Consider the following 26,454-nt stretch of genomic DNA (forward strand, 5'->3'; position numbering starts at 1 on the left):
TAAAGGGTTTTCCTGCAACCTGAAGCGCATTTTTGAAAGACAGTGCTTTATACCTGCAAAAAAACGCTTATGAAAGCCGATTTCATAAGCGTCAGGACATCAAATTATTGGATTTTTAAAAACTTGCGTTTGCCGACCTGGATGATCATATTCTCTTTTATCTCTGCATCGGCGTGAATGTCTGTTATTTTCTCTCCGTTAATCCGGACACCTCCGTTTTGAATCATGCGGCGCGCTTCGCTTTTCGAAGAGAGAAGATCTAGAGTGACGAGCAGATCGATCATCGCTATTGTTTTCTCGCCTTTCCAGTTCACAGCCGGAATATCCTCAGGCAGGCTGTTTTCCTGAAAGACTGTTTTGAAAGATTGTTCGGCTGCTTCAGCGGCTTCCAATCCGTGGTACATTCGGACAAGCGTTTTGGCTAAAAGCATTTTGGCATCCCTTGGATGAACGGCGCCGGTTTCTAAGTCCTTTACGAGCTGTTTTTTTTCTTCAAGCTCAAGGTCCGTTGCCAAATGGATGTATTTTTTCATCAGGCTGTCGGGCAGTGACATCGTTTTCCCGTACATGTCGTTTGGATGGTCGTCAATGCCGATGTAGTTGTTTTTTGATTTCGACATTTTCTCAACACCGTCCAAGCCTTCCAAAAGCGGCATCAGGATGACGACTTGTTTTTCTTTGTTGTATCGTTCTTGGAAATGCCGTCCCATCAGCACATTGAAATGCTGGTCTGTTCCGCCTAATTCAATATCGCTTTCCAGAATGACGGAATCGTATCCCTGCATCAACGGGTAAAAGAACTCATGCAGGGAGATCGGTTTTTGCATGGCGATGCGTTCTTCAAAGTCATCGCGTTCCATTAGGCGTGCTACTGTTATTTTGCCTGCCAAGTCAATGACATCCTCCAGGTGCAATGTTTTCAGCCATTTCGAGTTGTAGTGCAGCTCGACTTTTTCTGGATCAAGCACTTTCCCGAATTGCTGGAAGTATGTTTTGGCGTTGTGCTTGACTTCTTCATCGGTCAGCTGTTTTCTGGCCGCGGACTTGCCTGTCGGATCACCGATTTTTCCTGTGAAATCTCCAATCAAGAGCTGCACAATGTGGCCGTTTTCTTGAAATTGGCGAAGCTTGTTTAAAACGACCGTATGTCCCAGATGAACATCCGGTGCAGAAGGGTCTAATCCGAGTTTGATTTTTAGTGGTGTGCCTGTCGCAATCGATTTGACAAGCTTAGCCTTTAATTCCTCCGGCGGTATGACATCTTGGGCGCCTGTCATATATAAATCAAGCTGTCTTTCGACTTCTTTTTGCTGTGCTGCTGTGAGCTGATCAAATGTTCTCATCGTTCTTCCTCCTTTTTTAGAAACACAAAAAGAGCCGCATCCCGATAAGGGACGTGGCTCAATGCACGCGGTACCACCCTGGTTGAAGACATCGTCTTCCGCTCATTCGAATAACGGTTTTCCGTCCTTTGCTACTAACGTTCACAAAGAAAGCTCGGGGAGGTAATTCGCGTGTGCCTGTGTGCCGGCTCGCACCTTCCGCCGGCTCTCTGAAACAGGGAGACAAACCGCTACTGGATTCCCGTCAAAGCTTATGATGTATGAAGATTGTCCGCTACTTTTCTAAGCAGTCCTGTCAGGGTTTTCTGCTCCTCTTTTGTCATGCCCGTAATCAATTCCGTTTCCCCTTTGTGAAACTCGGGGTAGAGTTCTTCGATCGCTTGTTTGCCGGTTTCAGTAATTGTGACAAAAACAAGTCGACGATCTCTGGTATCGATGCTTTTGGAGCAAAAGCCCTTTTTTTCGAGCGTTTTGATCACGTTGCTTGCTGTAGCTGTTGAAATGCCTGACAGCTCAGCGATTTTTCTCGTTTCGAGTTTGCCCCATACCCATAGATCGTAAAGAATGGAGAAAGCGGTCCAAGATAATTTGTAAGAAGAAAGAACCTCAGTCTCCATTTTGACACGGAGCCTTTGCGCAGACCGATACAGATTTGTCGCGATCGAAATGGCTTCCAAGTTGAGTGACTCAACGGGCATTTGTCTAAGCTTGCTGAGTGTGTCATGCTCTTCTTTGCGAAGCTGCTGCTGTGTATTGAAACGTTCCATTTATCAGGCCTGCCTTAAATTATCAGAATCATTAGCTATGAAATGAATTGTAGCAGAGACGATGGTGAACTTCAAGCCTATATTTTTCAGTTGAATAAAAAAAGCCAAAAGAACACCACAATAAAGAAAAATCCGCTAACGAGGGGTGCAGTTGTGCAAAAATATGTTCAAGGTGTGTATAGACACGATCCGTTTCATCTGTTTTCGACAGAGCATGCAGTGACATTAGGCTTGATCGGCGTGCTTGCCATCCTATTGTTTCTGTTCCGCCGGTCAGTGAAGCAGCCTGCATTCAGTCAATTTCTGCGCTATTTATTTGTGTTTCTTTTGCTTGCTTCACAAATTGGTTACCAAATATGGATGATCGCCACGGGCAGGTGGTCGGTGCGAACTTCTCTGCCTCTTCAGTTGAGTGACCTGTCTGTGTATTTATCAGCGATTATGCTGGTGACAAAGAGCAGAAAGCTGTTTGTGTTTTTGTATTTTGTCGGTATAGGAAGCTCGCTTCAGGCGCTTCTGACCCCAGATCTTGGTATGTTTTCATTTCCGCATGTACGATATATTCTCTTTTTTATTTCGCACGGGTCCGTATTTCTATCCTGTTTGCTTATGGCAGTAATTGGCGCGTACAGACTCAGACAGCGCTCTTTATGGGTGACTGTTTTGATTGTCAATCTGTACGGAGGGATCATTTATCTGGTTGACCGCTGGCTGAATGCGAATTATATGTATTTAACGAAAAAGCCGGGCGGCTCTTCACTTTTGGATGTTCTCGGGCCTTGGCCATGGTATATCGCCTCAGCTGAAGCGATTGCAATCGCGAGCTTTTTCATCCTTTATTGGCTTTATCGCATGTTCAAAAAATAATAGCCTTTTTGTTGTCTAGCACATTCTATTAGAAAAAATATTGGAGAATGGTGTTTAATTTTCTGAAAAAGGGAATGTAACTTGTACAACACAAAGGGAGATGAATACCATTGAAGAAAGATGAATTTATGCATATCGTATCATGCGCAGATGATAATTATGCTCGTCATTTAGGTGGGATGTTCGTTTCTTTATTGACAAACATGGACCAGAATAGAAAAGTGAAGCTATATGTGATTGATGGAGGAATTGAGCCTGATAACAAAAAAAGGCTGGAAGAAACAACATTGAAGTTCGGCGTGCCGATTGAGTTCTTAGAAGTGGATGCCAACCAGTATGAACATGCGGTGGAAAGCAGCCACATTACAAAAGCGGCGTATTACCGCATTTCGATTCCTGACTTAATTAAGGATGAGAGCATCAAACGTATGATATATGTCGACTGTGATGCACTTGTCCTTGAGGATATTTCGAAACTATGGGACTTGGACATCTCTCCATACACCGTTGCTGCTGTGGAAGATGCGGGGCAGCATGAACGTTTGAAAGAAATGAATATCACGGACACAGGAAAGTATTTTAACTCAGGTATTATGATTATTGATATGGAACCTTGGAGAAAGCAAAACATCACAGAAAAAGTTCTCAACTTTATCAATGAAAACGGTTCTGAAGATTTTCTTGTGTTACATGACCAAGATGCGCTGAACGCGATCTTATATGATAAGTGGTATGAGCTTCATCCGCGCTGGAACGCTCAAACATACATCATGTTAAAACTGAAAACACCACCGACACTGTTAGGACGGAAGCAATATAATGAAACGAGAGAAGACCCGGCAATCGTCCACTTCTGCGGCGGAGAAAAGCCTTGGAACTCCAATACAAAGCATCCGTACCGCGATGAGTATTTCCATTACATGTCCTATACGAAGTGGAATACGATCGGGAGCCCGGCCATCAACCAATAATCTATATATGAAAAAAACGCTTTTGAGATGATCAAAAGCGTTTTTTTTGTTTGTCAGCGCGCCACTGACCGATGATAAAACCGCTCAATATGCATGGCGATGTAGCACAATTCTTTTTCAGGAAACTCAAAGCCATATTCCTTTTTTACAAAAGTGCCGATGCTTTTGGCGCATAGGAAAGCATCCTTGAATCTTTCTTTAATGATGGTAATCATTTCTGAATCCAGCTCGTAAATGGTTTCGCCTGCTTTGATATGCTGAATGGCAAAGCGCAAATGGGTTACGAGCCTTTCATAAGAAATGGTATCCTCCACAATGTTGATCGACAGCTGGGTTTCAATAATGTTGATAATGTCACGGATCATCGTTGTTATATCAAGTGTCTGTGTCATGTCGCCGGCGTTGTTTCTGGCTGTGTGAATGTGCATGGCGATATTGCCGATTTCATCCTCAGGAATCTCAATGCCCAGCTTCTCTTTAATCAGCGCTCTAGCCCACATGCCGATTTGGAATTCCTTCGGATAAAGAACTTTGATCTCATTCAGCAGCGGATTTTTGATGACCATTCCGTTGCTCAGGCGTTCAATCGCAAATGAGAGGTGGTCTGAAAACGCGACGTGAATCCGTTCATTGATTTTGATGTTCAGTTCTTGTTCAGCATGGGAAATAATTTGCTCGGAGATTTGAATATGGTCTTCCGGCAACGTTTCTAAAATCTCTTCGAATTGTTTATAGTCAGGTGTATCTTTTCTGACGAATGTTTTTTCTATTTTAGACGGATCGACAATATCATTTTTCCTTTTATCGAACGCAATTCCTGCACCCAAGAGAATCTTCTCTTCATTTTGATCCTTTACGACGATTGCATTATGATTTAAGATTCTTTTAATTTTCATAGCTTTTTTCCTTTCATCCCCCGTTTTATGAATGAAATCGAATAAATCCAGTTATTCTGTCTCTTCTTTAAACCCGAGAAACAATGTAGCTATAAAAGCAGAGACGGCCGCGATCAAAAAACCGATCATATAATGAACAAAATTCGCAACGCCAAATGGCAGCACGATTGAAATCATCGGGATGCCGGTCAGTCCGTAGGAATTCGAGACGACGTGTGCCCCAACTACATACGCTCCGCCGAGAGCACCGCCAATAGCGGCTCCGATAAAGGGGCGGATCAGCTTCACATTTACCCCGAACACAATCGGCTCCACAATGCCTAAAAACGCGGTAAGGGAAGCGGGGAGCGCGATTTTCTTCAGGCTGGACTGCTTCGTTTTGAAGAAAACCGCCAGTCCCGCTCCGCCTTGCGCCACATTCGCCATTGACCATATCGGCACCAAAAAGTTTACACCCACATGAGGGTCGGCAAGCAAAGTCGCTTCAATCGCATAAAAGCTATGATGCAAGCCTGATAGAACGATAGTGGAATAGATGCCCCCGAAAAGTGCTCCGGCAGCAATGCCTGCGTGGTGATAAATGTATTCAATCGATTGCGATATGACCTGGCCGATAATAACTGCGGCGGGGTTCATCACAATCAGCGCGAGACACCCTGTCACCATCACAGTGATAAAGGGAATGATCACGACATCAAGTGACTTGGGCACAATCGTTTTTAAAAGCTTCTCAATTTTGCTCATGATATAAACGGAGAGAAGAATCGGTATAATGGCGCCCTGATAGCCCATCAATGGAATATGCAGCCCCCATATGTCCAAGGAAGCGGGGGTTTTGCTGCCAAGCATGGATGGATCAAGCAAATCAGGATGAGTCAGAAGCCCTCCTATCAATGCCCCTAAAAATGGGTTGCTGCCAAATTGTCTGGCGGCACTAAAGCCAACCAAAATCGGCAGCAGAATAAATGCGGTGCTGGATACGAGATCCAGCATTTTGATCCACGGGCTGTCGGCAGAGAACCAGTGAAAGACCTGAATCATGCCGATCAGCCCCATGAGCAACCCGTTTGCTGTTATCGCCGGGATAATCGGCATGAAAATATCGGACAGCGTTTTAGCAAATGTTGTGACGGGGTTCAGTTTGCGGCTGGCATGTTTCTCTTGAACAGCCTCTTCAGAAGGCGATGCCTCCCACACACAAACGACTTCTTTATAAATTTTGTTGACGACACCCGCCCCAAAAATAATTTGGAACAGGCCATATCTGAAAAAGGTGCCCTGCACACCTTGCAGATTTTCAATAGCACGTATGTCGATTTTCGTTTCATCCTTTACTTCAAAACGAAGACGAGTTGTACAGTGGCTGATGCTGTTAATGTTGTTTTTTCCTCCTGCGAGGAGCAATAATTCTTTCGCAATCTCTTTTTGCAAACAATAAAAACCTCCTCTGCTGAAGAAAAGTCGGCTTGTTCATCGTATCAAATGAAAAGTTGACAATCAAAATGAAAAAAGTGAGAAAAACTATAAATCATGCAGAGCAATAAAAAATGCCCTCGTCGGGTGACGGGGCATTACGAAACATATAAAGCAGAAATGTCCATGGCGCCGTTACGAGCCCAACACGAAAAGAAGAGTTAAAATACCTTTCTTTTTCTAGGCACTAATACTCCCTTTGCATCGTTGGGTCTTGCCTGCTTGCCAGTCACAATCCCGCATTATGCAGTTGATATCTGTAATAACGTTCATTTTATGCTGTTCACAGCAGGATAGCAATAGTATGAAAAGCCTGTGAAACAAATGGGAAAAAGGTTGCGTACACCACTTAACAGATGAAAAAAACCTTTAAGACGAGCATTACGCCTTAAAGGTTTTTCAATTATTTCTTCGGCTTAACGGCGTTCAGCCGTTTTTGCAGCTTTGTTTTTTCATGGGATGCTTTTAATTGATTTACTGCGGACTGAGCGGCTGTTTTTGATTTTTTTGTCTTGTCTTTTTCCGCTTTTTTCACTTTGGCTTTGGCCGTTTCGACTTTTTTGGCTTCAGCTGCCGCCACTTTTTTCTTCACTTTATCTAACCGTTTTTGCAATGACGTTTTGTCTTTTCCGGACTGAAGTTCATTGACAGCCTTTTGGGCTCTCGCCGCATTTGCGTCAGTTGATTTCTTTTCTGCTGCGGCGACTGATTGCTGCGCCGTTTTTACATTGATGCTTTTCACTTTGTTGAGACGCTTCTGCAGGGACGTTTTTTCTGAGCTTGCCGGAAGCTTGCTGACTGCCGATTGAGCGCTTTCGATATCTGTTTTCTTTTTGCTTTTTTCCGCTTTGGCGACTTTGTCCTTCGCTTGCTTTGATGCGATATAGCGCTTGACCTGATCTAAGCGTTTTTGCAGGTTCTTTTTATCCGTACCGTTCGGCAGTTTGTTGATTGCGGCTTGTGCTGTATCAACGGTTTGCTTGGTTTTATACTTTTCTGCCTTTGCCACTTTGTCCTTCGCGTCTTTTACATTTCTGTATGCCTGAACCTTATCCAGTCTTTTTTGCAAAGCTTTTTTTGCGTTGGAGTCTGGCAGCTGGCTGACGAGCTTTCTCGCTTTGTCAATATCGGCTTGTGCCTTTGTCTGTTCAGCTTTTTTGACCGCTTGCTCAGCCGCCGCGTACGCTTTATCTGCCTGCTGGGCTTTATACTGGATCAGGCCATAGCCGAATTGCTGATCGCGCCCCGTCATTCCGAGATCAACGATGTTTTTCTGCATGAGGGCGCGAAGCTGCACGTTCGTGTTACCAGGATCACGCTGTTTTAATAAAGCAAACATGGCAGCGGCGTGCGGTGTCGCTTGGGATGTGCCGCTTCCCGTCGCGTAATATTGATGTAAATACGTGCTCGTGATGTCTGTTCCCGGTGCTGAAAATTCAACTTCATTTCCTGTTGTCGAAAAGGCTGCGAGCTGATTGCGTTGATCTGTCGCTGACACTGCAACGACACTGCTGTATGCCGCAGGGTAATTTACTGGCTTTCCGTTTCCGTCATTTCCGCTTGCGGCAACGAGCAGTACGCCTTTTTCATATGCTTTGTCCATGGCGTCATGAAGAATCTGGCTGTCTGAAGACGTGCCAAGGCTCATATTGACGATATCCATCCCATTCGCTATCGACCAGTCGATCCCTTTGAGAAGGCCTTGAAGATCTCCCGAGCCGTTCTGATCAAGCGCTTTAACCGCATATATTTGTGCTTCCGGTGCGACGCCGTCAATTCCGTAGCCGTTATGCTTAGCGCCGATAATCCCGGCGACATGCGTTCCGTGGCCGTTATCGTCTTTGTAAGAAGAGGTGTAACTGACAGCTGAGTACCCGCCGGAAATCGACAGGTCGTCGTGGGGGGAGATCCCGCTGTCGATGACAGCGATTTTGACGTTTTTTCCTGTCAGCCCTTCCTTCCAAGCTTGTTTGACCTGAATCGGTTCAAGGTTCCATTGTTCGAAGTTGTCAGAGGTGTCGGCGTCCTCTGACAGTATTTTGAGGTCTGTATTGTCCGCTGCGGTGAACGTGACATTGTTTTCGACATACAAAATATCAGGGTCCTGTTTGAATTCTTTTACTGTCTTTTGATCTGCTTTGACCGCTACCGCCGGAAGATGCTTATACTGCTGCTCAACCTCAGCATCACTGTCTAGTACAGTTTCCTTGCCGTCTTTGTTTTTATAGACCACAATGATTTCATTCCCGCTGCTGTTTTCTGCATGTGCAAGGGGCCCTAGGGCGAGAAAACTGAAAAACAGAGTGGCTGATACAACAAGTTTGCAAAACGTGTTTTTCATAGTTCTTCTCCTTTTTCTATGATGTTTGATATATATATCGGAGGATAATGTGATTTTGATAGTAAGAAGGAAAAATTTTTTCATTGATAGGATGGCTCAGAAGAATTCAGATTTTTTCCGCAGGAAGAGGAAATTTTCCGCATGAATTTGTAAGCGTTTTCAAAATAAGATAAAGAAAACATTGCAAAGGTTGTTCACAAAGCAATGAGAAAAGGGGGCTTTTCAGATGAGCGCGTTCACTCGGGTGATGGAAGAAAAAATCATGCCTGTCGCTGGGAAAATTGCCGGTCAGCGGCATCTCAGCGCATTGCGTGACGGAATTGTTTTGACCATGCCGCTGATTATTATCGGTTCAGTCTTTTTGATTTTAACCAGCCTGCCGATTCCCGGTTATGCTGATTTTATGGCAAGTGTGTTTGGAGAACAGTGGGCGGATAAGCTCGGCTATCCTGTCAATGCTTCATTCGATATTATGGCAATGATTGCGGCTTTCGGGATCGCCTATCGTCTGGCGGAAAGCTACGGTGTTGATGCGCTGTCGGCCGGAGCGATTTCAATTGCAGCCTTCTTATTGGCAACGCCGTTTGAGGTGCCTTTTACGCCGGATGGCTCAACAGAATCAATCATGGTCGGAGGCGGAATTCCCATCACATTGCTCGGCAGCAAGGGACTGTTTGTCGCCATGATCATCGCCTTGTTTTCAACTGAAGTCTATCGGTACATCATTCAAAAAAATATTGTGTTTAACATGCCTGACGGCGTGCCGCCGGCAGTAAGCAAATCATTTGTCGCGCTGATTCCCGGCTTTATCATCGTATTTCTTATATGGCTGGCGCGTCTTTTGGTTGAAATGACACCTTTTGAAAGCCTGCACAATGTTGTCGGAGACCTGCTCGGCACACCGCTTTCCATCCTTGGCGGCAGCCTCGGCGGGAGTCTGATCGCCGAATTCGTGCAAATGCTGCTTTGGTCGTGCGGCATTCACGGCGCTTCGATCATCGGCGGTATTATGGCGCCGATTTGGTATGGCGCCATGGATGCAAACCGTCTCGCGTTTCAAGCGGGCGAGGCGCTGCCGAGCATTTTTACGACTCAGTTTTTTCAAATTTGGATTAATGTCGGCGGAAGCGGGGCAACGCTGGCACTTGTACTCACTATGCTTGTGCGGTCCCGGAGCAAACAGATGAAGCAGCTCGGCCGCTTAGGCATCGGGCCCGCGCTCTTTAACATCAACGAGCCGATCATTTTCGGCATGCCGATTGTGATGAACCCGCTCCTTATCGTTCCGTTCATTATAGCCCCGCTCCTCACCATTACCGCCACTTATATTGGCATGAGCACCGGACTGGTGGCAAGGCCCGCCGGGATTGCCGTGCCATGGACCATGCCGCCGATCATTTCAGGGTACCTGGCGACAGGCGGAAAAGTATCGGGCGCCGTCATGCAGCTGGTGAACCTGCTCATTACATGTGCTATCTACTATCCGTTTTTCAGAATTTGGGATCATCAAAAATGGAAGGAAGAGAGTGCGGTTGAATCCGGGGATAAAAATATGTCTTGATGTAATGTTATAGATCATCAGCTGCTAAAGGGCTGATGATCTTCTTTCAACTATAGGTGAATGTTAGAATATGTAAAGGAGGTGCGCATGCTAGAATACATATGGTTAGATGACGAATCACCAATCTTGAAACAACTACCAGTTGAATATACATCAGCTGCTATTTTATTTTCTCCTTTTATTCAAATGCCTGAAGGGTGGGAAAAAGCTAAGAGAAAAAATGAGTATGAGCAAATTTATCCAAATGATCAAGAAGTAAGGGAAAAAGGAAAAGCAGTTACATGGAAAGAAATCATGTCTTCATGCGGATTCCAAACACATGCAGAGCTGGGGCTGGCTTTGAAGACATCGATATTTGCTTTAAGGGATGAGTACGCGAGAGAGGATTTAGCTGAACGTTTACATACGAACTTAAAAGGAGATCTCTTTTATCCTAGTGAGGACCATATTTCAAATTTTCATATTCCCGGTTTGGTAAAAGTGCTTCGTTACAACGGGTCCAATCGGTTTTATTACTCAGAACCAATTGTGGAAAACAGCGGCTTTTTGGACACAACTGAGGCTAACTTGCGGATGGTTCTTGATGAAGCCGCCGCAGAGCTCATGTTGACTGATGAGAAAATGGATTTTGTGTTTATGAGTGTATACGACTCATTCATAAATGTTTTTCTTGCGAAAGATGAAAAGATTCATGACATGGTTCAGGGTATGGGCTGGGAAGCCATGTTTTGCGATGAATCAACGTATATCAGTTGGTATAGATAAACAAAGAACGTACATGAAAAATGTACGTTCTTTGATTTTTACCGCTGAAAGAACTCAATCCACTCGCCGTCAGGGCCTTCGATATAAAAATAACGATACCCGTTTGGAAGTGTTGTAATCTCTTCGTCGATAAATTTCGCATTCATTCTTTCCGCTTTTGTATATTCGGCCGCGATGTCATCAGTCAGCAGGGCAATGTGATGCACTTTACCTTCGGCGGGAAGCTCGCTGCTGTAGCCTTGAATCAGTTCGATTTCTGTTTCCGGACCATCTTCAAAGCCAAGAAAAGCAAGCTCGATAATACCGTTCGTATGAGTGATGCGGTCTTTCAATTTCATGCCGAGAACCTCTTCATAAAATGAAATAGACGCGTTAATATCTCTTACCATAATGCCTGTATGGTCAATTCGTTTTGCCATGCTGTTCCTCCTAGAAACTCTTTTTGTCTATCGTAGAAAAACCTTTCCTTTCTGTCAATGCAGACATCTTGGCGTTTTGTGGTACGATAAGAAAAAGCAAACAGAAAGAGGACGAACATATATGAAGCTACTCACCCTAAAGAAAGCACACGCTGCAAAAATCAAAAAAGGCTATCCGCTGATCGAAAAGGAAGCCCTCACCGGCAGTGCGGGGCACGTCAAAGAAGGCGACCTCATTGATGTCGTGTCTGAAAGCGGCGAGTTTCTCGCAAGGGGCTATTACGGCCTGCAAAACAAAGGGGTCGGCTGGACGCTCACACGCAATAAAAATGAACATATCGACCAAACATTTTTCCTCAGCAAATTAACAAAAGCGGTACAAGCGCGTGCAAGTCTTTTCGCGGCGCCTGATACAACGGCTTTCCGACTCTTCAACGGGGAGGGCGACGGCATCGGCGGCGTCACTGTTGATTATTATGACGGGTACCTGCTGCTCCAATGGTACAGCAAAGGCATTTACACCTTTAAAGAAACGCTGATTGCCGCTCTGGATGAACTGGATATTGAATATAAAGCGATTTACGAAAAGAAACGCTTCGATACGGCTGGACAATATGTCGAGGATGATGACTTCGTGAAGGGAGAAAGAGGCGAGTTCCCGATCATCATTCAAGAAAACGGGATACAATACGCGGTTGATTTAAACGAAGGCGCTATGACAGGCATCTTTTTAGATCAAAGACATGTGCGCAAAGCGATCAGAGACCGCTATGCCAGTGGAAAAAACGTCTTAAACACGTTTTCTTATACAGGTGCGTTCTCAGTGGCGGCAGCGCTTGGCGGAGCGGAGAAAACAACAAGCGTGGACGTGGCAAATCGAAGCCTGGCCAAAACGATCGAGCAATTCAGCGTGAACAAGCTGGATTACGCGGCGCACGATATTAAAGTGATGGATGTTTTTAAATACTTCTCATATGCGGCGAAAAAGGATCTGCGCTTTGATCTGATTGTTCTCGACCCGCCATCCTTTGCCCGCACAAAAAAACGCACCTTCAGCGCGGCCAAGGATTATAAAAATCTGCTGAAGGAAACGATTGCCATTACAGCCGACAAGGGCATCATTGTCGCCTCTACAAACAGCAGCGCCTTCGGAATGAAGAAATTCAAAGGCTTTATCGATGCCGCGTTCAAAGAAACAAATGAAAGCTATACGATTATAGAGGAATTTACATTGCCGGAGGACTTCAAAACGATATCGGCATATCCAGAAGGCAATTACTTAAAAGTTGTCTTTCTGCAGAAAAAATAAAAAGAGAAAAGCTGCCCGGTTCAGGGGCAGCTTTTTATGTAGAAATGATCTGCTGGACGCGTCCGATACGGCCATCTTCAAGACGGACTTTAATGCCGTGCGGATGATAGCTAGATTTCGTTAAAATATCCTTCACTGTGCCTCGCGTCAGTTTTCCTGTTTTTTGATCCGCTTTCAATACAATATCTACCTGCAATCCTTTAGAAATGCTGCTCCGTTCTTGCCCGTTCATAGCACACTTCCTTCCTTTTTATTCATTATAGTCGTTATGGTTTAAAAGTAACAGCCGTCTGATGAAGCGAATGTTTATTTTTTTCTGCTTTTATTAAATATAATGTCAGCCCTGCGCCTGCTATGCTAAGAATGGCGAAGAGCAGATAGACTGCGAAAATGGAAACGTAGTCAAAAATGTATCCGCCAACAAACGTACAGAACCAGTTGCCGAATCCGTTGCCGATGGCGGCGTACATGGTTAGCGCTGTCGCCTCCACGTGGCTTGGGGTAATTTTTTTGACGTATTGCAGCGCCGCCGGAATAAATAAACCAATGGAAACGCCTTGGAGACATACCGTCGCATAAATAATCCATAACGAAGGCTCTGTGAAGTAAAGCATCCACCTGAATAATGAAACGCCGCCTGACAGCATAATGACAGTGAGCAATCCCATTTTATCTATGAATTTCTGCGCAAACCTCATAAACGGAATCTCTGAGATCACTCCGATAAAAAATAAAAGGCCAATGGCGGAAAGAGACGCGCCGCTTTTGTCGAGAAACAGACTGAAGTATGTATTGTTTGCTAAATTTGGTGCAAATGACGTAAAGGTGATGATCATAAAGATGAGGAAAGGTTTGTTGCTGATCAGCTCCCGGAACCCTTTGCGGATATTGATCTTTGTTTTGGCTTTCTGCTGTCCCGGCATTTGTGAGGCCAATATGGCTGCCATGCACAGAAAGGCACAGCCAAAGATAAAAATGACGTGAATGGGGTACAGCTGATTCGTCACCTGTCCCATGACAAACACCGCAATGCCGAAGCCGAGAGAACCAAACAGGCGGATTCCGCCGTAGTTTCCGTTTGTTTGTTGTGTGTAGCGTAAAGAAATGCTGTCTGACAATGGAATGATAGTGCTCTGAAAGGCTGCAAAACAGGCTGCAACCAGAATAAACAGCGGAAAGCTTTCAAATAAGATATAGCCGAGCCCGATTACACCCGTTACTGAGGTGCAAACCGCAAGCAGGCTTTTTGTTTTTTGCGTATAATCGCTCAGCATACCCCAAAACGGCTGGAAAAAGATCATCACAATCGGGCCGAGTGACATAATCAAGCCGACTTGTGAGCCGCTTACATGCTGTTCCTTTGTTAAATACATGCTGAGCAGCGGAATGATACTGCCTGTGCCCAGGAAAGCAAACAAATAAAATCCTTTTAACGCTGCGTAGTGCCGTTTCACCTGCAAGTTGTGCATGGGGGTGCCTCCTTTGGTATCCACAAATTACATTATATTGTAATTTCTCAGCTTTTCAATGGAAGGAGACATAAAAAAAACTGCCCTTGCCAGGACAGTTTTTTCTTACATAAATGAAAGTAAAAACGGCGCCGCGCAAAGCGTCATAATCGCAGCTAAGATCATCGACACACTGGAAATCGTGCCGGACACAGAGCTGAGCTCAAATGCTTTAGACGTTCCCGCTCCATGTGCGCTTGTGCCGAGAAGCACGCCTCGCGCAATTTCGTTATCAATGCGGAAATAGCGGATGACTATCGGGCCGATGACGGTGCCGAACAAAGCGGTCAAAATGACAAATATGGCTGTGACCGCAGGCATTCCGCCAATCATTTCAGATACGTTCATGGCGATCGGCGTTGTCACTGATCTTGGAACGAGGCTGTCAATCAAGCCAGTTCCGAGGTGAAGCCATTTCGCAATAAGAGCTGTAGAAATAATCGCGATGCATGAGCCGAAGGCGACGTTCAAAATAATTTCCACTGCGTATTTCTTTAAAACAGGGAAATATTTATAAAGCGGGATCGCAAATGCCACGGTAGCCGGCTGAAGCATATCGGTCAGCACTTCACCGCCGAGATTATATGTCTCGTACGGGACATTCACCAGCAGCAGCAGACCGACTAACACAGCGGGCGTCACCAATAGCGGCGACGTATAGACTCGCGGAAAACGCGAATATACTTTTTTTGCTCCTAAATACACCAAAACCGTTAATAACAAACTTACAATTCCGATGAACACGTATGTTTTTTCTCCTTTCTTTTTGCAATAAGTTGTGTAAGCGTTCCTGTGGACACCATCACGACAAACGTGCTGATGATGACAACAAGCAAAATGCTGACACCGAATTTTGACATAATGTCTCCGTATTCAATCACTCCGACGGCAGACGGAATAAAAAATAAAAGCAGCTCCCCAAGAAGCCACGCCGCGCCAAGCTCTATCCATTCAAGCTTGATGATGTTAAAGTGTAATAATGTGAAAAGAATCACAATCCCAATTATACTGCCGGGAATATTTATATGAAGAAGGGCTGTCACCCAATTGATCAGCCGAGCGAATATAAATAACAGAGCGATTTGAATAACGGTAAGCAACAGTTTTTTCATTTTGATGCCTCCCTTATATTCATATTGTACATGAGGTTACGCTATAGGTAAAATATATATTAAGCATAATAAGTATTCCTTTTGTCTATAGAAAGGGTGAAACAAATGGACATTCGCCATTTAACATATTTTCTGGAGGTCGCCCGACTGAAAAGTTTTACGAAGGCATCTCAATCACTTTATGTTTCTCAGCCGACGATATCGAAAATGATCAAAAATTTAGAAGCTGAGCTTGGGATCGAGCTTTTTTACCGAAATGGCAGGCAGGTGGAGCTGACGGACGCCGGCCATAGCATGTATGTGCAGGCGCAGGAAATTATTAAATCATTTCAAAACCTGACATCCGAGTTAAATGATATTATGGAGGTCAAGAAAGGCCATGTGCGAATCGGGCTGCCGCCGATGATCGGATCAGGATTTTTCCCGCGAGTGCTCGGCGATTTTCGGGAAAATTATCCGAATGTGACCTTTCAGCTCGTTGAGGACGGCTCTATCAAAGTCCAAGAAGGCGTTGGAGACGGTTCTCTTGACATTGGCGTTGTTGTTCTTCCCGCAAACGAAGACATTTTTCATTCATTTACGATCGTAAAAGAAACATTAATGCTGGTCGTACACCCTTCCCACCGGCTGGCGGATGAGAAAGAGAGCCGATTGCAGGATTTGAAGGAAGAACCTTTTATTTTCTTCAGGGAGGATTTTGTTCTCCACAATCGAATTATGATGGAATGTATCAAGGCCGGGTTCAGACCTCACATCATTTACGAAACCTCACAATGGGATTTTATCAGTGAGATGGTGTCAGCCAACCTGGGGATCGGACTTTTGCCGGAACGCATATGTCTCGGCCTTGACCCGGAAAAGGTCAAAGTCATTCCGCTTGTCGATCCGGTCATCCCTTGGCATCTTGCGATTATATGGAGAAAGGACCGCTATTTGTCCTTTGCGGCAAGAGCCTGGCTTGAACATACGAAATCGTATTTATGGAATCCGAAAAAAAGAGAGAGTAAAGGATGATGCTAACATGGATGCACAATCAGCAGCAAAACGACTAACAGCCGTCCGGAAGCATAGCCCTCTGGTGCACAGCATTACAAACAATGTGGTGACGAATTTTACAGCGAACGGTCTGCTCGCCCTCGGTGCATCACCCGTAATGGCTTATGCGAAAGAAGAGGTCGCCGACATGGCGAAAATCGCGGGCGCGCTCGTTTTAAATATTGGAACGCTAAGCAAGGAAACCGTCGAAGCTATGATCATTGCGGGTAAATCAGCGAATGAACATGGCGTACCCGTCATTCTTGATCCCGTGGGGGCTGGTGCCACACCGTTCCGCACTGAATCGGCACGTGAGATTATACGTGAGGTGCGCCTCTCTGCAATCAGAGGAAATGCCGCTGAAATTGCACATACCGTGGGTGTTGCGGATTGGATGATTAAAGGAGTCGATGCCGGTGAAGGCGGAGGCGACACTGTCCGTCTGGCTCAACAGGCGGCGCAAAAACTGAACACGGTCATTGCGATTACTGGGGAAGTCGACGTAATTGCCGACGCATCTAACGTATACACTCTTCATAACGGCCACAAGCTGCTGACGAAGGTGACAGGCGCCGGATGTCTTCTGACTTCAGTAGTCGGTGCGTTTTGTGCAGTGGAAAAAAATCCGTTATTCGCTGCCATCGCTGCGATTTCCTCATATGGTGTTGCGGCTCAGCTTGCCGCGCAGCAGACAGCTGACAAAGGTCCGGGGAGCTTTCAGATTGAATTGCTGAACAAGCTGTCTTCTGTCTCTGAACAAGATGTATCAGAGTTAGCGACAATAGAAAGGGTGACAGTCTCATGACACGTATTTCTCGGGAAATGATGAAAGAGCTATTATCTGTTTACTTTATTATGGGTTCAAACAATACAAAAGCCGATCCTCTGGCAGTTGTACAAAACGCATTAAAAGGCGGTGCCACTCTGTACCAGTTTCGCGAAAAGGGCGAAGGCGCACTGACAGGGGAGGAACGGATTGACTTCGCCGCAAAGGTTCAGGCGGCATGCCGTGAAGCCGGAGTCCCTTTCATTGTCAATGATGATGTGGAGCTGGCACTGAAGCTGAAGGCAGACGGTGTGCACATCGGCCAAGAGGATGCGAAAGCAAAAGAAGTACGTGACGCCATTGGCGATATGATCCTTGGCGTGTCCGCCCATACGATGTCTGAGGTAAAGCAAGCCGAGGAAGATGGGGCAGATTATGTCGGTCTCGGGCCGATCTACCCGACGGAAACGAAAAAGGATACAAGAGCTGTGCAGGGTGTGTCTCTCATTGAAGCGGTGAGACGTCAAGGCATCAGCATCCCGATTGTCGGCATCGGCGGTATCACAATAGAAAATGCCGGTCCTGTAATTGAAGCGGGGGCTGACGGTGTCAGTATGATCAGCGCTATCAGTCTGACGGAAGATCCGGAAGAAGCCGCACGCAAATTTTACGATGTTATTCACACATATAAGACCGGCCGATAACCCGATTTTGCTTTCAAGAGGCTGTCCTGTAAAGGGCAGCCTTTTTGCTGTTTTGCCAAGGTTTTCAGACCTTCAAATTTTCATTGACAAAGGGCGGGAACTGGCTATGATTATGATATATAATGATAATCATTTTCAATTATAGGAGGAACATGATGGCTCGGGGGCTGGCACTTATATTACTCAGCTTGTTGATATTTTTCGGTTCAGCGGTGCATGCGGAAAATGATCCAATTGCTTCCCTGCTTGAATTAAACAAGCAAATGATCAAATCAGTACAGGATGGAGATATAGATTCCGCACAGCAAACATTTGAGACCTTCAAATCGGCGTGGAAAAAGGAAGAACCATCTATTAAGAAGGAGAATCTTTCTTCCCACAGCAAAATGGACTCGAATATCGCTATGATTTCTCTTTCTTTCATTAATCAAGACGCGAACAAACTCGAAACACAGCTAGAAGAGCTTTCTTCTCACTTAGAAACCTACCAGCAGGCTGTTGTGCTGAAAAAGACATCCTCGGGTCAATCAAGGACGTCCTTAACAGCCTATATTCAAAGCTTAAAAGAAACAAAACAATTGATAGAAAAAGACCAGCTGGATGAGGCGTCAGCCGCTATCGACAACTTAATCACATCTTGGCTGGCCGTAGAAGGAGACGTCGTATCCCAATCCAAAGAAGCCTATACCACATCGGAGGAAAATCTGGCACTCATAAAGGCTGAAATCGACAGCCATCCCGATCAGGTATTAAAGCAAATTGACGAAATGATTCAATTGCTTGAGCCGATTGCTTCGAGCAGCTACAGCTGGTGGGACGCGGCATTGATCCCAATTCGAGAAGGAATGGAGGCGCTGCTTGTCATCGGGGCGCTTTTGACCATGACAAAAAAAGCCCGTGTCACCCGTTCTTCTGCTTGGATCTGGGGCGGCGCGTCAGCCGGCATGTTTGTTTCCTTAGCAGCCGGAATCGGCGTCACCCTCCTGTTCTCCTCGAAGGTATTCGGAGAAAACAATTTCTTGCTAGGCGGAATCACCGGTGTGCTGTCCGCTGTCATGCTTTTGTATGTCGGGGTGTGGCTGCATAGGAACGCCTCGATGGACAAGTGGAGAGAAAAAATCAATATCCAGAAATCACAGGCGCTGAAAAAACGAAGCCTGCTTTCCTTTGCGCTCATTGCATTTCTGGCAGTCGTGAGGGAGGGGCTCGAAACAGTCATCTTTTTCATCGGCCTTGTTGGAAAGCTCTCTCTCCCTGAGCTGATCGGCGGGACAGCCGCGGGCCTTGTCGTTCTCATCATTGTCGGTATTCTTATGATAAAGCTCGGAATGCGTATTCCATTGAAGCCGTTTTTTCTGCTGTCAATGGCGGTTGTCCTGTATATGTGCGTGAAATTTCTTGGAACAGGCGTTCACAGCCTGCAACTCGCGGGGATTCTTCCGTCTGACGCAGAAAGCTGGCTTCCGTCTGTATCCGTTCTCGGAATCTACCCGTCCGTGTACAGTACGATTCCGCAATTGCTAATTTTACTATTTTTACTGATTGCGCTTGTCTCAGAAGCGGCAAAACATTTTACAAATGGAAAGGAACTGACAAAATGAATATCACAAAGATTGCTGTAACAGCCGGATGCATCCTTGCACTGTGTGCAGGATGCGGAGCCAATGACACTTCGTCAACTAAAGAAAAAGCTTCATCTGAAAAAAGCGGAGTAAGCAAAGAGATCACGGCTTCGGTCAATAAAATGGAGAACATGATTTCCGAGCTGAATGAATCAGCAGAAAAAGCCGATCAAAAAGAGATTCAAAAGAAGGGGAAAGAATTAAACAGCTACTGGCTTTCTTTTGAAAATGATATTCGCAGCGACTATCCGTTCGAATACACAGAAATCGAAAAGCACCTTCAGCCTATCTATACAGAAGCGCAAAAAGCCAAACCGAATACAGACAAAATCAAGACAGAATCCGAGTCACTGAAAGCGTCCTTAGAAGACCTGACAGAAGCGAAGAAGAGCAGCAAAAAGGCAAGCGATCAGCTGGCAAAAGCGGCAGATGAATATAAAGAATACGTCAAAGAGCAGAGTGATGAGCTTGTGAAGGCGACTGAAGCATTTACAGCTGCCGTGAAGGCCGGCGATATTGAAAAATCAAAGACGTTATATGCGAAAGCGCGTGTCTATTACGAGAGAATTGAACCGATTGCGGAAAGCCTCGGAGATCTTGACCCGAAAATTGATGCCCGTGAAAACGATGTAGAAGAAGGGGACAAGTGGACAGGGTTCCACAAGCTTGAGAAAGCCATTTGGAAGGATAAACATATTTCCGGGGAAAAGGCGACGGCTGACCAGCTTGTCAAGGATGTAAAAGAGCTTGATGGTTCGATTGAATCATTGACATTAACGCCAGAACAAATTGTGGCGGGTGCGATGGAGCTTCTGAACGAAGCAGGTATTTCTAAAATTACGGGTGAAGAGGAGCGCTACTCACGAATCGATTTAGTCGATCTTATGGCAAATGTTGAAGGCTCTGAGGCCGTGTATCAAACTGTGAAAAGCGCGCTCGTAAAAGACCACTCTGACCTGACGGAAAAGCTGGATACCGAATTCAGTGAATTTGAAGTTTTAATGGCAAAATACAAAACAAATGATCAGGCCTATACGTCTTATGATAAATTAAGTGAAGATCAAATCAGAGAGCTGAGCACAAAGCTGACGACTCTTTCTGAAACCATGTCGAAGATTGCGAATGTGCTATAAAAGGAGTTTTGTAACAGCATGAGCGATGAACAAAAAAAGCCAGAACAAATTCACAGACGGGACATTTTAAAATGGGGAGCGATGGCTGGGGCGGCCGTGGCGATTGGCGCCAGCGGCCTCGGCGGTCTTGCTCCGCTTGTTCAGACCGCGGCTAAGTCATCGAAGAAGGACGAAAAAGAGGATGACCAGATTGTGCCATTTTACGGAAAGCATCAGGCCGGAATCACCACTGCCCATCAGACGTACGTGTATTTTGCCGCGCTTGATGTGACGGCGAAGGAGAAAAGCGATATCATCACGTTATTCAGAAACTGGACCAGCCTGACACACATGCTGACGTCAGGCAAAAAAATGTCGAGCGAACAGAAGAATCAATACCTGCCGCCGCAGGATACGGGTGAATCGGCTGATTTACCGCCTTCCAACTTAACGGTTACATTTGGCTTCGGGCCTGACTTTTTCGAAAAAGATGGGAAGGATCGCTTCGGACTGAAAAGCAAGAAACCGAAACACCTTGCTGCCCTTCCGGCTATACCGAATGACAATCTCGATGCGAAGCAGGGAGGCGGAGACATCTGCATCCAAGTATGCGCAGATGATGAACAGGTGGCGTTTCACGCACTGCGAAACCTATTGAATCAAGCGGTGGGCACCTGTGAAGTCCGCCTGATAAACAAAGGCTTTTTAAGCGGAGGCAAAAATGGAGAAACGCCTCGCAATCTATTTGGGTTTAAAGATGGAACAGGAAACCAAAGCACCAAGGATGACACCTTGATGAACTCGATCGTGTGGATTCAGTCCGGCGAGCCTGACTGGATGACCGGCGGAACTTATATGGCTTTTCGGAAAATCAAAATGTTCCTTGAAATTTGGGACCGCTCTTCCCTGAAGGATCAAGAGGATACTTTCGGCCGCAGAAAAAGCTCAGGGGCACCTTTTGGCCAAAAAAAAGAAACAGACCCTGTCAAGCTGAATCAAATCCCGTCAAATTCACACGTCAGCCTTGCGAAATCTACGGGGAAACAAATTTTGCGAAGAGCCTTTTCTTACACAGAAGGCATTGACTCGAAAACCGGCTATATGGATGCGGGTCTCCTGTTTATCAGCTTTCAAAAAAATCCCGACAATCAGTTCATCCCCATGCTGAAGGCACTTTCGGCAAAGGATGCGTTAAATGAATATACGCAAACGATTGGTTCTGCTTTATATGCAATCCCCGGCGGGTGCAAAAAAGGAGAATATATTGCTCAGCGGTTGCTTGAATCGTAAAAAGAAGCCATGCAGGCTTCTTTTTTAAAAAACAGTTGTAACTTTTGTTGTTACAGTTTAAAATCAACCTATACGAAAGGAGACAATCATGACCGTACAGATTAAAGTTTATTCAGATTACGTGTGCCCATTTTGTTTCATTGGAAAAGCCGCTTTTGAAGAGGCGATAAAAGGAAAGGATGTTGAAGTCGAGTGGATGCCGTTTGAATTGCGTCCAAGTCCTTCACCGCAGCTTGATCCTGTAAACGATCCTTCCAAGAAATATATGTGGCAAACCTCGATCAGACCGATGGCGGAGAAATTGGGAGTCGACATCAAATTTCCAAACGTCTCGCCTCACCCTTATACAGACTTGGCTTTTGAAGGCTTTCACTTTGCCAAAGAATACAACAAAGGACATGAGTATAATACCCGTGTATTAACAGCGTTTTTCCAAGAGGGCCAAAACATCGGAGAGATTGATATCTTGACGAAGCTGGCCGAGGAAGTCGGCTTAGACGGAGCATTGTTCAAAGCTGCACTGGAAGCAAGAACATATCAGGACGTGCAGCAGCAAGCTCTGAAGCACGCCTATGAAGAAGCTGACATTACAGCCGTACCAACCTTTGTCATCGGCGACACCGTGATTCCAGGAGCAGCCTGCAAGGAAGTATTTGAAAACGCGATTTCTCAAGAACAACAAAAAACGTAACCTAAGAAAGCTCTCTAAACAAAAATCTGTTTAGAGAGCCTTTTTTAATCCTGATCCATATGAATCCCGGTATGTGCCTTCACCTGTATTTCCGCAAATGTATCTTCATGAGCAGTTTTATCGGAAGACAGAAGCGTTCCAAGCCACGCACCGAGGAAACCTAGCGGAATCGAAATGATGCCCGGATTAGAAAGCGGGATGAGCGGCTCGCCTACAAAAATAGCACCTCCGGCCGGGTCCCACACACTCGGGCTCATCGACACGAGGACAAGAGCACTGATCAGCCCAGTCAGGCTGCCCCATAATGCGCCTGAGGCATTAAATCTTTTCCAAAACACAGTAAACACAATCAGCGGAAGGTTTGCGCTGGCGGCAACGGCAAATGCCAATGCGACAAGAAATGCGACATTTAAGGATTGTGCAAAAATCGCAAGAATGATAGACAGCACTGACACGGCTACAGATGCCCATCTAGCCGCTTTCATCTGTTCTTTCTCAGTTGCTTCTCCTTTTCTGATAATCTGGCTGTAGATATCATGGGCAAACGCTGAAGCGGCAGAAAGCACCAAGCCTGTCACCACTGCCAAAATCGTGGCAAAGGCGATGGCTGATACAAACGCGAACAGGAAATCCCCTCCGAGTGCTTTTGCCAGAAGCGGCGCCGCCATGTTTCCCGCTGGATCGGCCGCTGTAATCGCGTCAAAACCGACAAACGCGGCCGCGCCAAATCCGAGAAATACCGTCATAATGTAAAACACACCGATGATCCACGTTGCTGAAACAACCGATGCCCGGGCAGTTTTGGCATCCTTAACTGTATAAAAGCGAATTAAGATGTGCGGAAGGCCGGCGGTCCCCAGCACAAGTGCCAAATTCAACGACAGGGTTTCAAGCGGGACCTTGTATTTGTTGCCTGGATTTAAAAAATCAGCGCCAAGCGGAGTAGCCGTTTTCATGTGCTCAAACATTGTATTGAGGTTAAAACCAAATTTAGAAAAAACAATGATTGAGATGACGAGGGTGCCGGCCATCAGCAAAACGGCTTTAATAATCTGAACCCAGCTCGTCGCGATCATTCCGCCGAACACGACATAAATGGTCATGAGCACTCCGACAATCAGAACGGCCGCGGTATAATCGAGCCCAAGCAGCAGTTTAATCAGCGCCCCTGCTCCCACGAGCTGAGCGATCATATAAAAGGTAGAGATGGCGATGGTATTGAGAGCGGCGACACCGCGGATCTTCTTTTCTTTAAAACGCGCCGCAATCATGTCCGCCATCGTATACTTTCCGAGATTCCGAAGCGGCTCCGCCACGATATAGAGGACAACGAGATAAGCGACAAGAAAACCGATGCTGTAAAAAAATCCATCGAAACCATATAATGCAATCATTCCGGCAATGCCGAGGAACGACGCGGCAGACATATAGTCGCCGGCAATTGCCAGTCCATTCTGAACACCGGTGAGCCCGCCGCCGGCCGTATAAAACTCACTCGTCGTTTTCGTCTGTTTCGCGGCAAAATACGTAATCACAAGCGTTAGTCCGACAATCGCTACAAATAACAGAAACGCTGTCAGGTTCATGTCTGTTCACCCTTTAGCTCTTCTTTTAAAGCGTTTACAAATTGGTCGTAACGAGCTGCCTTTCGGGAATACACCGTACTGAGTGTCCAGGTCATAGCAAATTGTGCGATGGCAAACAGCCAAGCCCATGAAACAGCACCGACTGCCGGAGTATTCAAAAAGGTGAAATAAGATGTTAAAACAGGGAGTGAAAAATAAAAGACAAAAAAGAAAATCGCAGTTGGAACAATAAAGGCCTGTTTCTGCTTCAAAAAGGCTTGAAAAGACGGAGATCCAGCAATCTTTTGGTAATCAGCTTGCGATCTGTACATGGCTTTCCTCCTTATTATCCTGCTGAAAAATAAGCATAAAGGTACACCAATAGGTATGTACAGAAAGTCCGATTTATTCTTCAGGATCATAAAGGGGATGAAAAAAGCAGGAAACGTGAAGATTAGACGCGGGGGTATAAAACGGGCGAAGGTTTTCCAGCTGTTTGCTATCAAAACCTCACCAAATGCAGCTTATGCAAAGCTGCCCTTTTTTCTAAAGTCCGGTTTTATGCTCGCATCACCTCTTTATGACAATGCGTGTGCCAAGAGGTGACCGCATCACCAGCTGTCTGTCATATTTTAGGCTGAAACACCGTTTGTCCTCAAAATCCCACAGTATATAAGCTATCGAATAGAGGAAATGGTGAAAACTCAGATCAGATGATAGAAAAGCCAGAGGTAAAAGATCCGCCTGTCCGGATTAGTCTTGGCGGACGGCCTTTTTGTGATTGGTTTTTCTCATCGCTGTTTCAGATTCTAAAAACTGCCTCACATCATGAATGCCCAATCCAATGGATCTAGCTTCTTGAATCAACATATGCCAATCTTTGTCCAAATCTTTTTTAACTTGAGTTTTCATAGTAACCTCCAATTGTATAAAATGTTTTCCTGCAACATCCAGGCAATAAAAGGCAAGCCGGTGTGATGATGAGGCGAGTACAACAAATTTCACACATAGTTGCTCGGTGTTCACAAACTGAAGGAAGAATCACCTACCTATTCCCTAAAAAAATGACTAATATAACCAATGGGCCTTATTTATAATAATAAACAATTAAATACTGACTGGATAGTATGTAAATGAAAATAAATCGTATTGCCTATTAAATATGACCCCTCCACAACCGAATAGCATACCTTTGGAAAGAAATAAATACCGCAAAAGATTGATCCGGTGTAAGATAAGGGTAATCATACGGCTGGAGAAAAATATGAAAAAAAACAAATTTCAAATTAAAAGAGAGCAAACATTTGAAAGGTTTATAGAGGCTGGCCTGAATTTATTGATTGACCGAGCATATGACCCTGTGTCTGTGGAAGAAATCAGCAGAGCTGCCGGGTACAGTAAAGGCGCATTTTATGTTCATTTTGACAACATGGAAGACTTCCTGCAGCATATCTTCAAAAATCATCAAATGAAAAAACAGATTATCATCGGCTACCTGGATGAAATCGAGCGGACATCTGCCAAACCGCTGACTCTTCATGACGCTGCAAAACATGCCGCAGAGCTGCTGTATTCTTACTACAAAAATAAACCATCGTGGGACATCACCTCGTTTGCAATGAATATGCCGACCTTTAAAGTTGTACAAAAATGCAAGGCTTATGTGGGGCTGTACGAATTGTGGGTGGAAGAAAATACGTCATATATTAATTGGCTGAAGGAGAGAAAGCTGGTTGACGACAGTATTGATCCGGAATATACGGCTAAAATAATATGTGCGGTGCTTGACGGAATCATCAAACAATCGCGTGTATTGGGCCATCCGGCCACATTCCGCAGCTTTTTTGACGCGCTTTCCGTTTTTGTTTCTTTTAACCGCGAATACGCAAAGCTAAGAAATTTGAAAAGTTTTTCAGAAAGCGAGGAACATCAGTGAAGTATAGAGAATTGATTATGTATATCATTATGGGGGTTTTCACGACAATCGTGAATATCGCCAGCTTTTATATATTGGTAGAGATCATGAATGTGGATTATAAAGCTGCAACAGTAGCTGCTTGGATTTTGTCTGTGCTGTTTGCTTACATAACAAATAAAATATATGTGTTTCAGCAGAAAACAGATGACCTGCAAAGCCTGCTGAAAGAGCTCACTGCCTTTTTCAGCGTCCGGCTGCTGTCCCTCGGCATAGACCTTGGCATGATGATCCTCCTTGTGGGACAGTTCCATACCAATGAAACGCTGGCCAAAATACTCGATAATGCGGTGATTGTTGTCGTCAACTATGTCGCAAGCAAATGGCTCGTTTTTAAAAAGACAAAAGAAGAAGGGGTATGA

At 45.3% G+C, this 26,454-nt stretch carries 27 protein-coding genes and 1 other annotated feature; of the genes, 14 read left to right on the forward strand and 13 right to left on the reverse strand.

All coding sequences use genetic code 11. From position 1 onward, the window contains the following. Nucleotides 1–104: 104 nt before the first annotated feature. Both tyrS and NST16_RS19485 read right to left on the reverse strand, forming a co-directional pair. On the reverse strand, nt 105–1,343 hold the full coding sequence (gene tyrS / locus NST16_RS19480) for a tyrosine--tRNA ligase (RefSeq protein WP_340888135.1): 1,239 nt from the start codon (nt 1,341–1,343) through the stop codon (nt 105–107). 44 nt (nt 1,344–1,387) lie between these two features. Then, nucleotides 1,388–1,600 (reverse strand) — a binding site (T-box leader). Continuing rightward, nucleotides 1,595–2,110 (reverse strand): MarR family transcriptional regulator, encoded by a 516-nt coding sequence (locus NST16_RS19485; RefSeq protein ID WP_326226119.1) that lies wholly within the window; start codon nt 2,108–2,110, stop codon nt 1,595–1,597. Its footprint overlaps the feature before it by 6 nt. A gap of 153 nt (nt 2,111–2,263) precedes the next feature. Here NST16_RS19485 and NST16_RS19490 point away from each other — a divergent pair, with 153 nt between their 5' ends. Both NST16_RS19490 and NST16_RS19495 read left to right on the forward strand, forming a co-directional pair. Continuing rightward, nucleotides 2,264–2,977, forward strand: a complete 714-nt coding sequence (locus tag NST16_RS19490) for a YwaF family protein (protein WP_229148507.1) — start codon at nt 2,264–2,266, stop codon at nt 2,975–2,977. A gap of 110 nt (nt 2,978–3,087) precedes the next feature. After that, nucleotides 3,088–3,948 carry a glycosyltransferase family 8 protein gene (locus tag NST16_RS19495; RefSeq protein WP_010332380.1) on the forward strand — a complete coding sequence of 287 codons (861 nt, stop codon included), beginning with the start codon at nt 3,088–3,090 and terminating at the stop codon, nt 3,946–3,948. Nucleotides 3,949–4,001: 53 nt separating this feature from the next. On the opposite strand, the gene NST16_RS19500 is transcribed toward NST16_RS19495, so the two are convergent. The 3 genes from NST16_RS19500 to NST16_RS19510 form a co-directional block, all read right to left on the reverse strand. Next, a complete protein-coding gene (locus NST16_RS19500) occupies nt 4,002–4,844 on the reverse strand; it encodes a PRD domain-containing protein (RefSeq protein WP_340888139.1) in 843 nt (280 codons plus the stop codon). Nucleotides 4,845–4,895: 51 nt separating this feature from the next. Continuing rightward, on the reverse strand, nt 4,896–6,275 hold the full coding sequence (locus NST16_RS19505) for a sucrose-specific PTS transporter subunit IIBC (RefSeq protein ID WP_010332378.1): 1,380 nt from the start codon (nt 6,273–6,275) through the stop codon (nt 4,896–4,898). Between the two features lie 445 nt (nt 6,276–6,720). After that, on the reverse strand, nt 6,721–8,658 hold the full coding sequence (locus tag NST16_RS19510) for a S8 family peptidase (RefSeq protein ID WP_340888141.1): 1,938 nt from the start codon (nt 8,656–8,658) through the stop codon (nt 6,721–6,723). 226 nt (nt 8,659–8,884) lie between these two features. Here NST16_RS19510 and celB point away from each other — a divergent pair, with 226 nt between their 5' ends. Next, a complete protein-coding gene (gene celB / locus NST16_RS19515; RefSeq protein WP_168749073.1) occupies nt 8,885–10,219 on the forward strand; it encodes a PTS cellobiose transporter subunit IIC in 1,335 nt (444 codons plus the stop codon). A gap of 87 nt (nt 10,220–10,306) precedes the next feature. Next, nucleotides 10,307–10,984, forward strand: a complete 678-nt coding sequence (locus tag NST16_RS19520) for a DUF2711 family protein (RefSeq protein ID WP_340888142.1) — start codon at nt 10,307–10,309, stop codon at nt 10,982–10,984. Between the two features lie 38 nt (nt 10,985–11,022). Here NST16_RS19520 and glxA read toward each other — a convergent pair whose 3' ends face one another. Continuing rightward, entirely contained in the window at nt 11,023–11,403 is a 381-nt protein-coding gene (gene glxA / locus NST16_RS19525) for a glyoxalase GlxA (protein ID WP_010332375.1), read from the reverse strand. Nucleotides 11,404–11,524: 121 nt separating this feature from the next. Here glxA and NST16_RS19530 point away from each other — a divergent pair, with 121 nt between their 5' ends. Further along, on the forward strand, nt 11,525–12,712 hold the full coding sequence (locus tag NST16_RS19530) for a class I SAM-dependent rRNA methyltransferase (RefSeq protein WP_268448007.1): 1,188 nt from the start codon (nt 11,525–11,527) through the stop codon (nt 12,710–12,712). A gap of 34 nt (nt 12,713–12,746) precedes the next feature. Here NST16_RS19530 and NST16_RS19535 read toward each other — a convergent pair whose 3' ends face one another. The 4 genes from NST16_RS19535 to NST16_RS19550 all read right to left on the reverse strand — a co-directional run bounded on the left by NST16_RS19535 (nt 12,747) and on the right by NST16_RS19550 (nt 15,332). After that, complete coding sequence (locus NST16_RS19535) at nt 12,747–12,944, reverse strand: YwbE family protein (RefSeq protein WP_010332373.1); 198 nt, start codon at nt 12,942–12,944, stop codon at nt 12,747–12,749. Between the two features lie 34 nt (nt 12,945–12,978). Then, nucleotides 12,979–14,181: an MFS transporter gene (locus tag NST16_RS19540; protein WP_340888145.1), complete on the reverse strand. Its 1,203-nt coding sequence runs from the start codon at nt 14,179–14,181 to the stop codon at nt 12,979–12,981. Nucleotides 14,182–14,286: 105 nt separating this feature from the next. Further along, nucleotides 14,287–14,964 (reverse strand): CidB/LrgB family autolysis modulator, encoded by a 678-nt coding sequence (locus tag NST16_RS19545; protein WP_010332371.1) that lies wholly within the window; start codon nt 14,962–14,964, stop codon nt 14,287–14,289. Further along, entirely contained in the window at nt 14,946–15,332 is a 387-nt protein-coding gene (locus NST16_RS19550) for a CidA/LrgA family holin-like protein (protein ID WP_003227375.1), read from the reverse strand. Before NST16_RS19550 ends, NST16_RS19545 begins: the two co-directional genes overlap by 19 nt. Before the next feature lie 105 nt (nt 15,333–15,437). On the opposite strand from NST16_RS19550, the gene cidR reads away from it, so the two are divergent. The 7 genes from cidR (at nt 15,438) to NST16_RS19585 (ending at nt 22,552) form a co-directional block, all read left to right on the forward strand. Beyond that, a complete protein-coding gene (gene cidR / locus NST16_RS19555; protein WP_340888147.1) occupies nt 15,438–16,346 on the forward strand; it encodes a cidABC operon transcriptional activator CidR in 909 nt (302 codons plus the stop codon). A 7-nt stretch (nt 16,347–16,353) separates the two neighbouring features. Continuing rightward, the gene (gene thiM / locus NST16_RS19560; protein WP_168749061.1) at nt 16,354–17,172 is read left to right on the forward strand and encodes a hydroxyethylthiazole kinase; all 819 of its coding nucleotides are present in this window, start codon (nt 16,354–16,356) and stop codon (nt 17,170–17,172) included. Beyond that, nucleotides 17,169–17,837 carry a thiamine phosphate synthase gene (gene thiE, locus NST16_RS19565; RefSeq protein ID WP_168749060.1) on the forward strand — a complete coding sequence of 223 codons (669 nt, stop codon included), beginning with the start codon at nt 17,169–17,171 and terminating at the stop codon, nt 17,835–17,837. The genes thiM and thiE overlap by 4 nt, the downstream gene beginning before the upstream one ends. A gap of 155 nt (nt 17,838–17,992) precedes the next feature. Next, on the forward strand, nt 17,993–19,438 hold the full coding sequence (locus NST16_RS19570) for an FTR1 family protein (RefSeq protein ID WP_340888149.1): 1,446 nt from the start codon (nt 17,993–17,995) through the stop codon (nt 19,436–19,438). Further along, complete coding sequence (gene efeO / locus NST16_RS19575) at nt 19,435–20,592, forward strand: iron uptake system protein EfeO (RefSeq protein WP_326191443.1); 1,158 nt, start codon at nt 19,435–19,437, stop codon at nt 20,590–20,592. The genes NST16_RS19570 and efeO overlap by 4 nt, the downstream gene beginning before the upstream one ends. Before the next feature lie 18 nt (nt 20,593–20,610). Further along, nucleotides 20,611–21,861 carry an iron uptake transporter deferrochelatase/peroxidase subunit gene (efeB, locus tag NST16_RS19580; RefSeq protein ID WP_340888153.1) on the forward strand — a complete coding sequence of 417 codons (1,251 nt, stop codon included), beginning with the start codon at nt 20,611–20,613 and terminating at the stop codon, nt 21,859–21,861. Nucleotides 21,862–21,949: 88 nt separating this feature from the next. Next, a complete protein-coding gene (locus NST16_RS19585; RefSeq protein WP_340888155.1) occupies nt 21,950–22,552 on the forward strand; it encodes a DsbA family oxidoreductase in 603 nt (200 codons plus the stop codon). Nucleotides 22,553–22,596: 44 nt separating this feature from the next. On the opposite strand, the gene NST16_RS19590 is transcribed toward NST16_RS19585, so the two are convergent. The 3 genes from NST16_RS19590 to slrA form a co-directional block, all read right to left on the reverse strand. After that, on the reverse strand, nt 22,597–24,138 hold the full coding sequence (locus NST16_RS19590; protein ID WP_059335200.1) for a solute symporter family protein: 1,542 nt from the start codon (nt 24,136–24,138) through the stop codon (nt 22,597–22,599). Continuing rightward, nucleotides 24,135–24,449 (reverse strand): DUF485 domain-containing protein, encoded by a 315-nt coding sequence (locus NST16_RS19595; protein WP_268444667.1) that lies wholly within the window; start codon nt 24,447–24,449, stop codon nt 24,135–24,137. Before NST16_RS19595 ends, NST16_RS19590 begins: the two co-directional genes overlap by 4 nt. Nucleotides 24,450–24,870: 421 nt before the next feature. Further along, entirely contained in the window at nt 24,871–25,029 is a 159-nt protein-coding gene (gene slrA / locus NST16_RS19600; protein ID WP_010332361.1) for a transcriptional regulator SlrA, read from the reverse strand. Between the two features lie 352 nt (nt 25,030–25,381). Between slrA and NST16_RS19605 the strand changes: the two genes are divergently transcribed. Together NST16_RS19605 and NST16_RS19610 are read left to right on the forward strand one after the other, a co-directional pair. After that, nucleotides 25,382–26,053: a TetR/AcrR family transcriptional regulator gene (locus tag NST16_RS19605; protein ID WP_340888162.1), complete on the forward strand. Its 672-nt coding sequence runs from the start codon at nt 25,382–25,384 to the stop codon at nt 26,051–26,053. 17 nt (nt 26,054–26,070) lie between these two features. Then, nucleotides 26,071–26,454, forward strand: a complete 384-nt coding sequence (locus NST16_RS19610) for a GtrA family protein (protein WP_340888438.1) — start codon at nt 26,071–26,073, stop codon at nt 26,452–26,454.

The sequence above is a fragment of the Bacillus sp. FSL K6-1005 genome (assembly GCF_038000225.1).
GTDB classification, from domain to species: domain Bacteria; phylum Bacillota; class Bacilli; order Bacillales; family Bacillaceae; genus Bacillus; species Bacillus mojavensis.

Bases quoted from the DNA above. Each gene is read 5' to 3' on its own strand.
- tyrS (WP_340888135.1), bottom strand. From the start codon at position 1,343: ATGAGAACATTTGATCAGCTCACAGCAGCACAGCAAAAAGAAGTCGAA.
- NST16_RS19485 (WP_326226119.1), bottom strand. From the start codon at position 2,110: ATGGAACGTTTCAATACACAGCAGCAGCTTCGCAAAGAAGAGCATGAC.
- NST16_RS19500 (WP_340888139.1), bottom strand. From the start codon at position 4,844: ATGAAAATTAAAAGAATCTTAAATCATAATGCAATCGTCGTAAAGGAT.
- NST16_RS19510 (WP_340888141.1), bottom strand. From the start codon at position 8,658: ATGAAAAACACGTTTTGCAAACTTGTTGTATCAGCCACTCTGTTTTTC.
- celB (WP_168749073.1), top strand. From the start codon at position 8,885: ATGAGCGCGTTCACTCGGGTGATGGAAGAAAAAATCATGCCTGTCGCT.
- NST16_RS19520 (WP_340888142.1), top strand. From the start codon at position 10,307: ATGCTAGAATACATATGGTTAGATGACGAATCACCAATCTTGAAACAA.
- glxA (WP_010332375.1), bottom strand. From the start codon at position 11,403: ATGGCAAAACGAATTGACCATACAGGCATTATGGTAAGAGATATTAAC.
- NST16_RS19530 (WP_268448007.1), top strand. From the start codon at position 11,525: ATGAAGCTACTCACCCTAAAGAAAGCACACGCTGCAAAAATCAAAAAA.
- NST16_RS19535 (WP_010332373.1), bottom strand. From the start codon at position 12,944: ATGAACGGGCAAGAACGGAGCAGCATTTCTAAAGGATTGCAGGTAGAT.
- NST16_RS19540 (WP_340888145.1), bottom strand. From the start codon at position 14,181: ATGCACAACTTGCAGGTGAAACGGCACTACGCAGCGTTAAAAGGATTT.
- NST16_RS19550 (WP_003227375.1), bottom strand. From the start codon at position 15,332: ATGAAAAAACTGTTGCTTACCGTTATTCAAATCGCTCTGTTATTTATA.
- cidR (WP_340888147.1), top strand. From the start codon at position 15,438: ATGGACATTCGCCATTTAACATATTTTCTGGAGGTCGCCCGACTGAAA.
- thiM (WP_168749061.1), top strand. From the start codon at position 16,354: ATGGATGCACAATCAGCAGCAAAACGACTAACAGCCGTCCGGAAGCAT.
- thiE (WP_168749060.1), top strand. From the start codon at position 17,169: ATGACACGTATTTCTCGGGAAATGATGAAAGAGCTATTATCTGTTTAC.
- NST16_RS19570 (WP_340888149.1), top strand. From the start codon at position 17,993: ATGGCTCGGGGGCTGGCACTTATATTACTCAGCTTGTTGATATTTTTC.
- efeO (WP_326191443.1), top strand. From the start codon at position 19,435: ATGAATATCACAAAGATTGCTGTAACAGCCGGATGCATCCTTGCACTG.
- efeB (WP_340888153.1), top strand. From the start codon at position 20,611: ATGAGCGATGAACAAAAAAAGCCAGAACAAATTCACAGACGGGACATT.
- NST16_RS19585 (WP_340888155.1), top strand. From the start codon at position 21,950: ATGACCGTACAGATTAAAGTTTATTCAGATTACGTGTGCCCATTTTGT.
- NST16_RS19590 (WP_059335200.1), bottom strand. From the start codon at position 24,138: ATGAACCTGACAGCGTTTCTGTTATTTGTAGCGATTGTCGGACTAACG.
- NST16_RS19595 (WP_268444667.1), bottom strand. From the start codon at position 24,449: ATGTACAGATCGCAAGCTGATTACCAAAAGATTGCTGGATCTCCGTCT.
- slrA (WP_010332361.1), bottom strand. From the start codon at position 25,029: ATGAAAACTCAAGTTAAAAAAGATTTGGACAAAGATTGGCATATGTTG.
- NST16_RS19605 (WP_340888162.1), top strand. From the start codon at position 25,382: ATGAAAAAAAACAAATTTCAAATTAAAAGAGAGCAAACATTTGAAAGG.
- NST16_RS19610 (WP_340888438.1), top strand. From the start codon at position 26,071: ATGTATATCATTATGGGGGTTTTCACGACAATCGTGAATATCGCCAGC.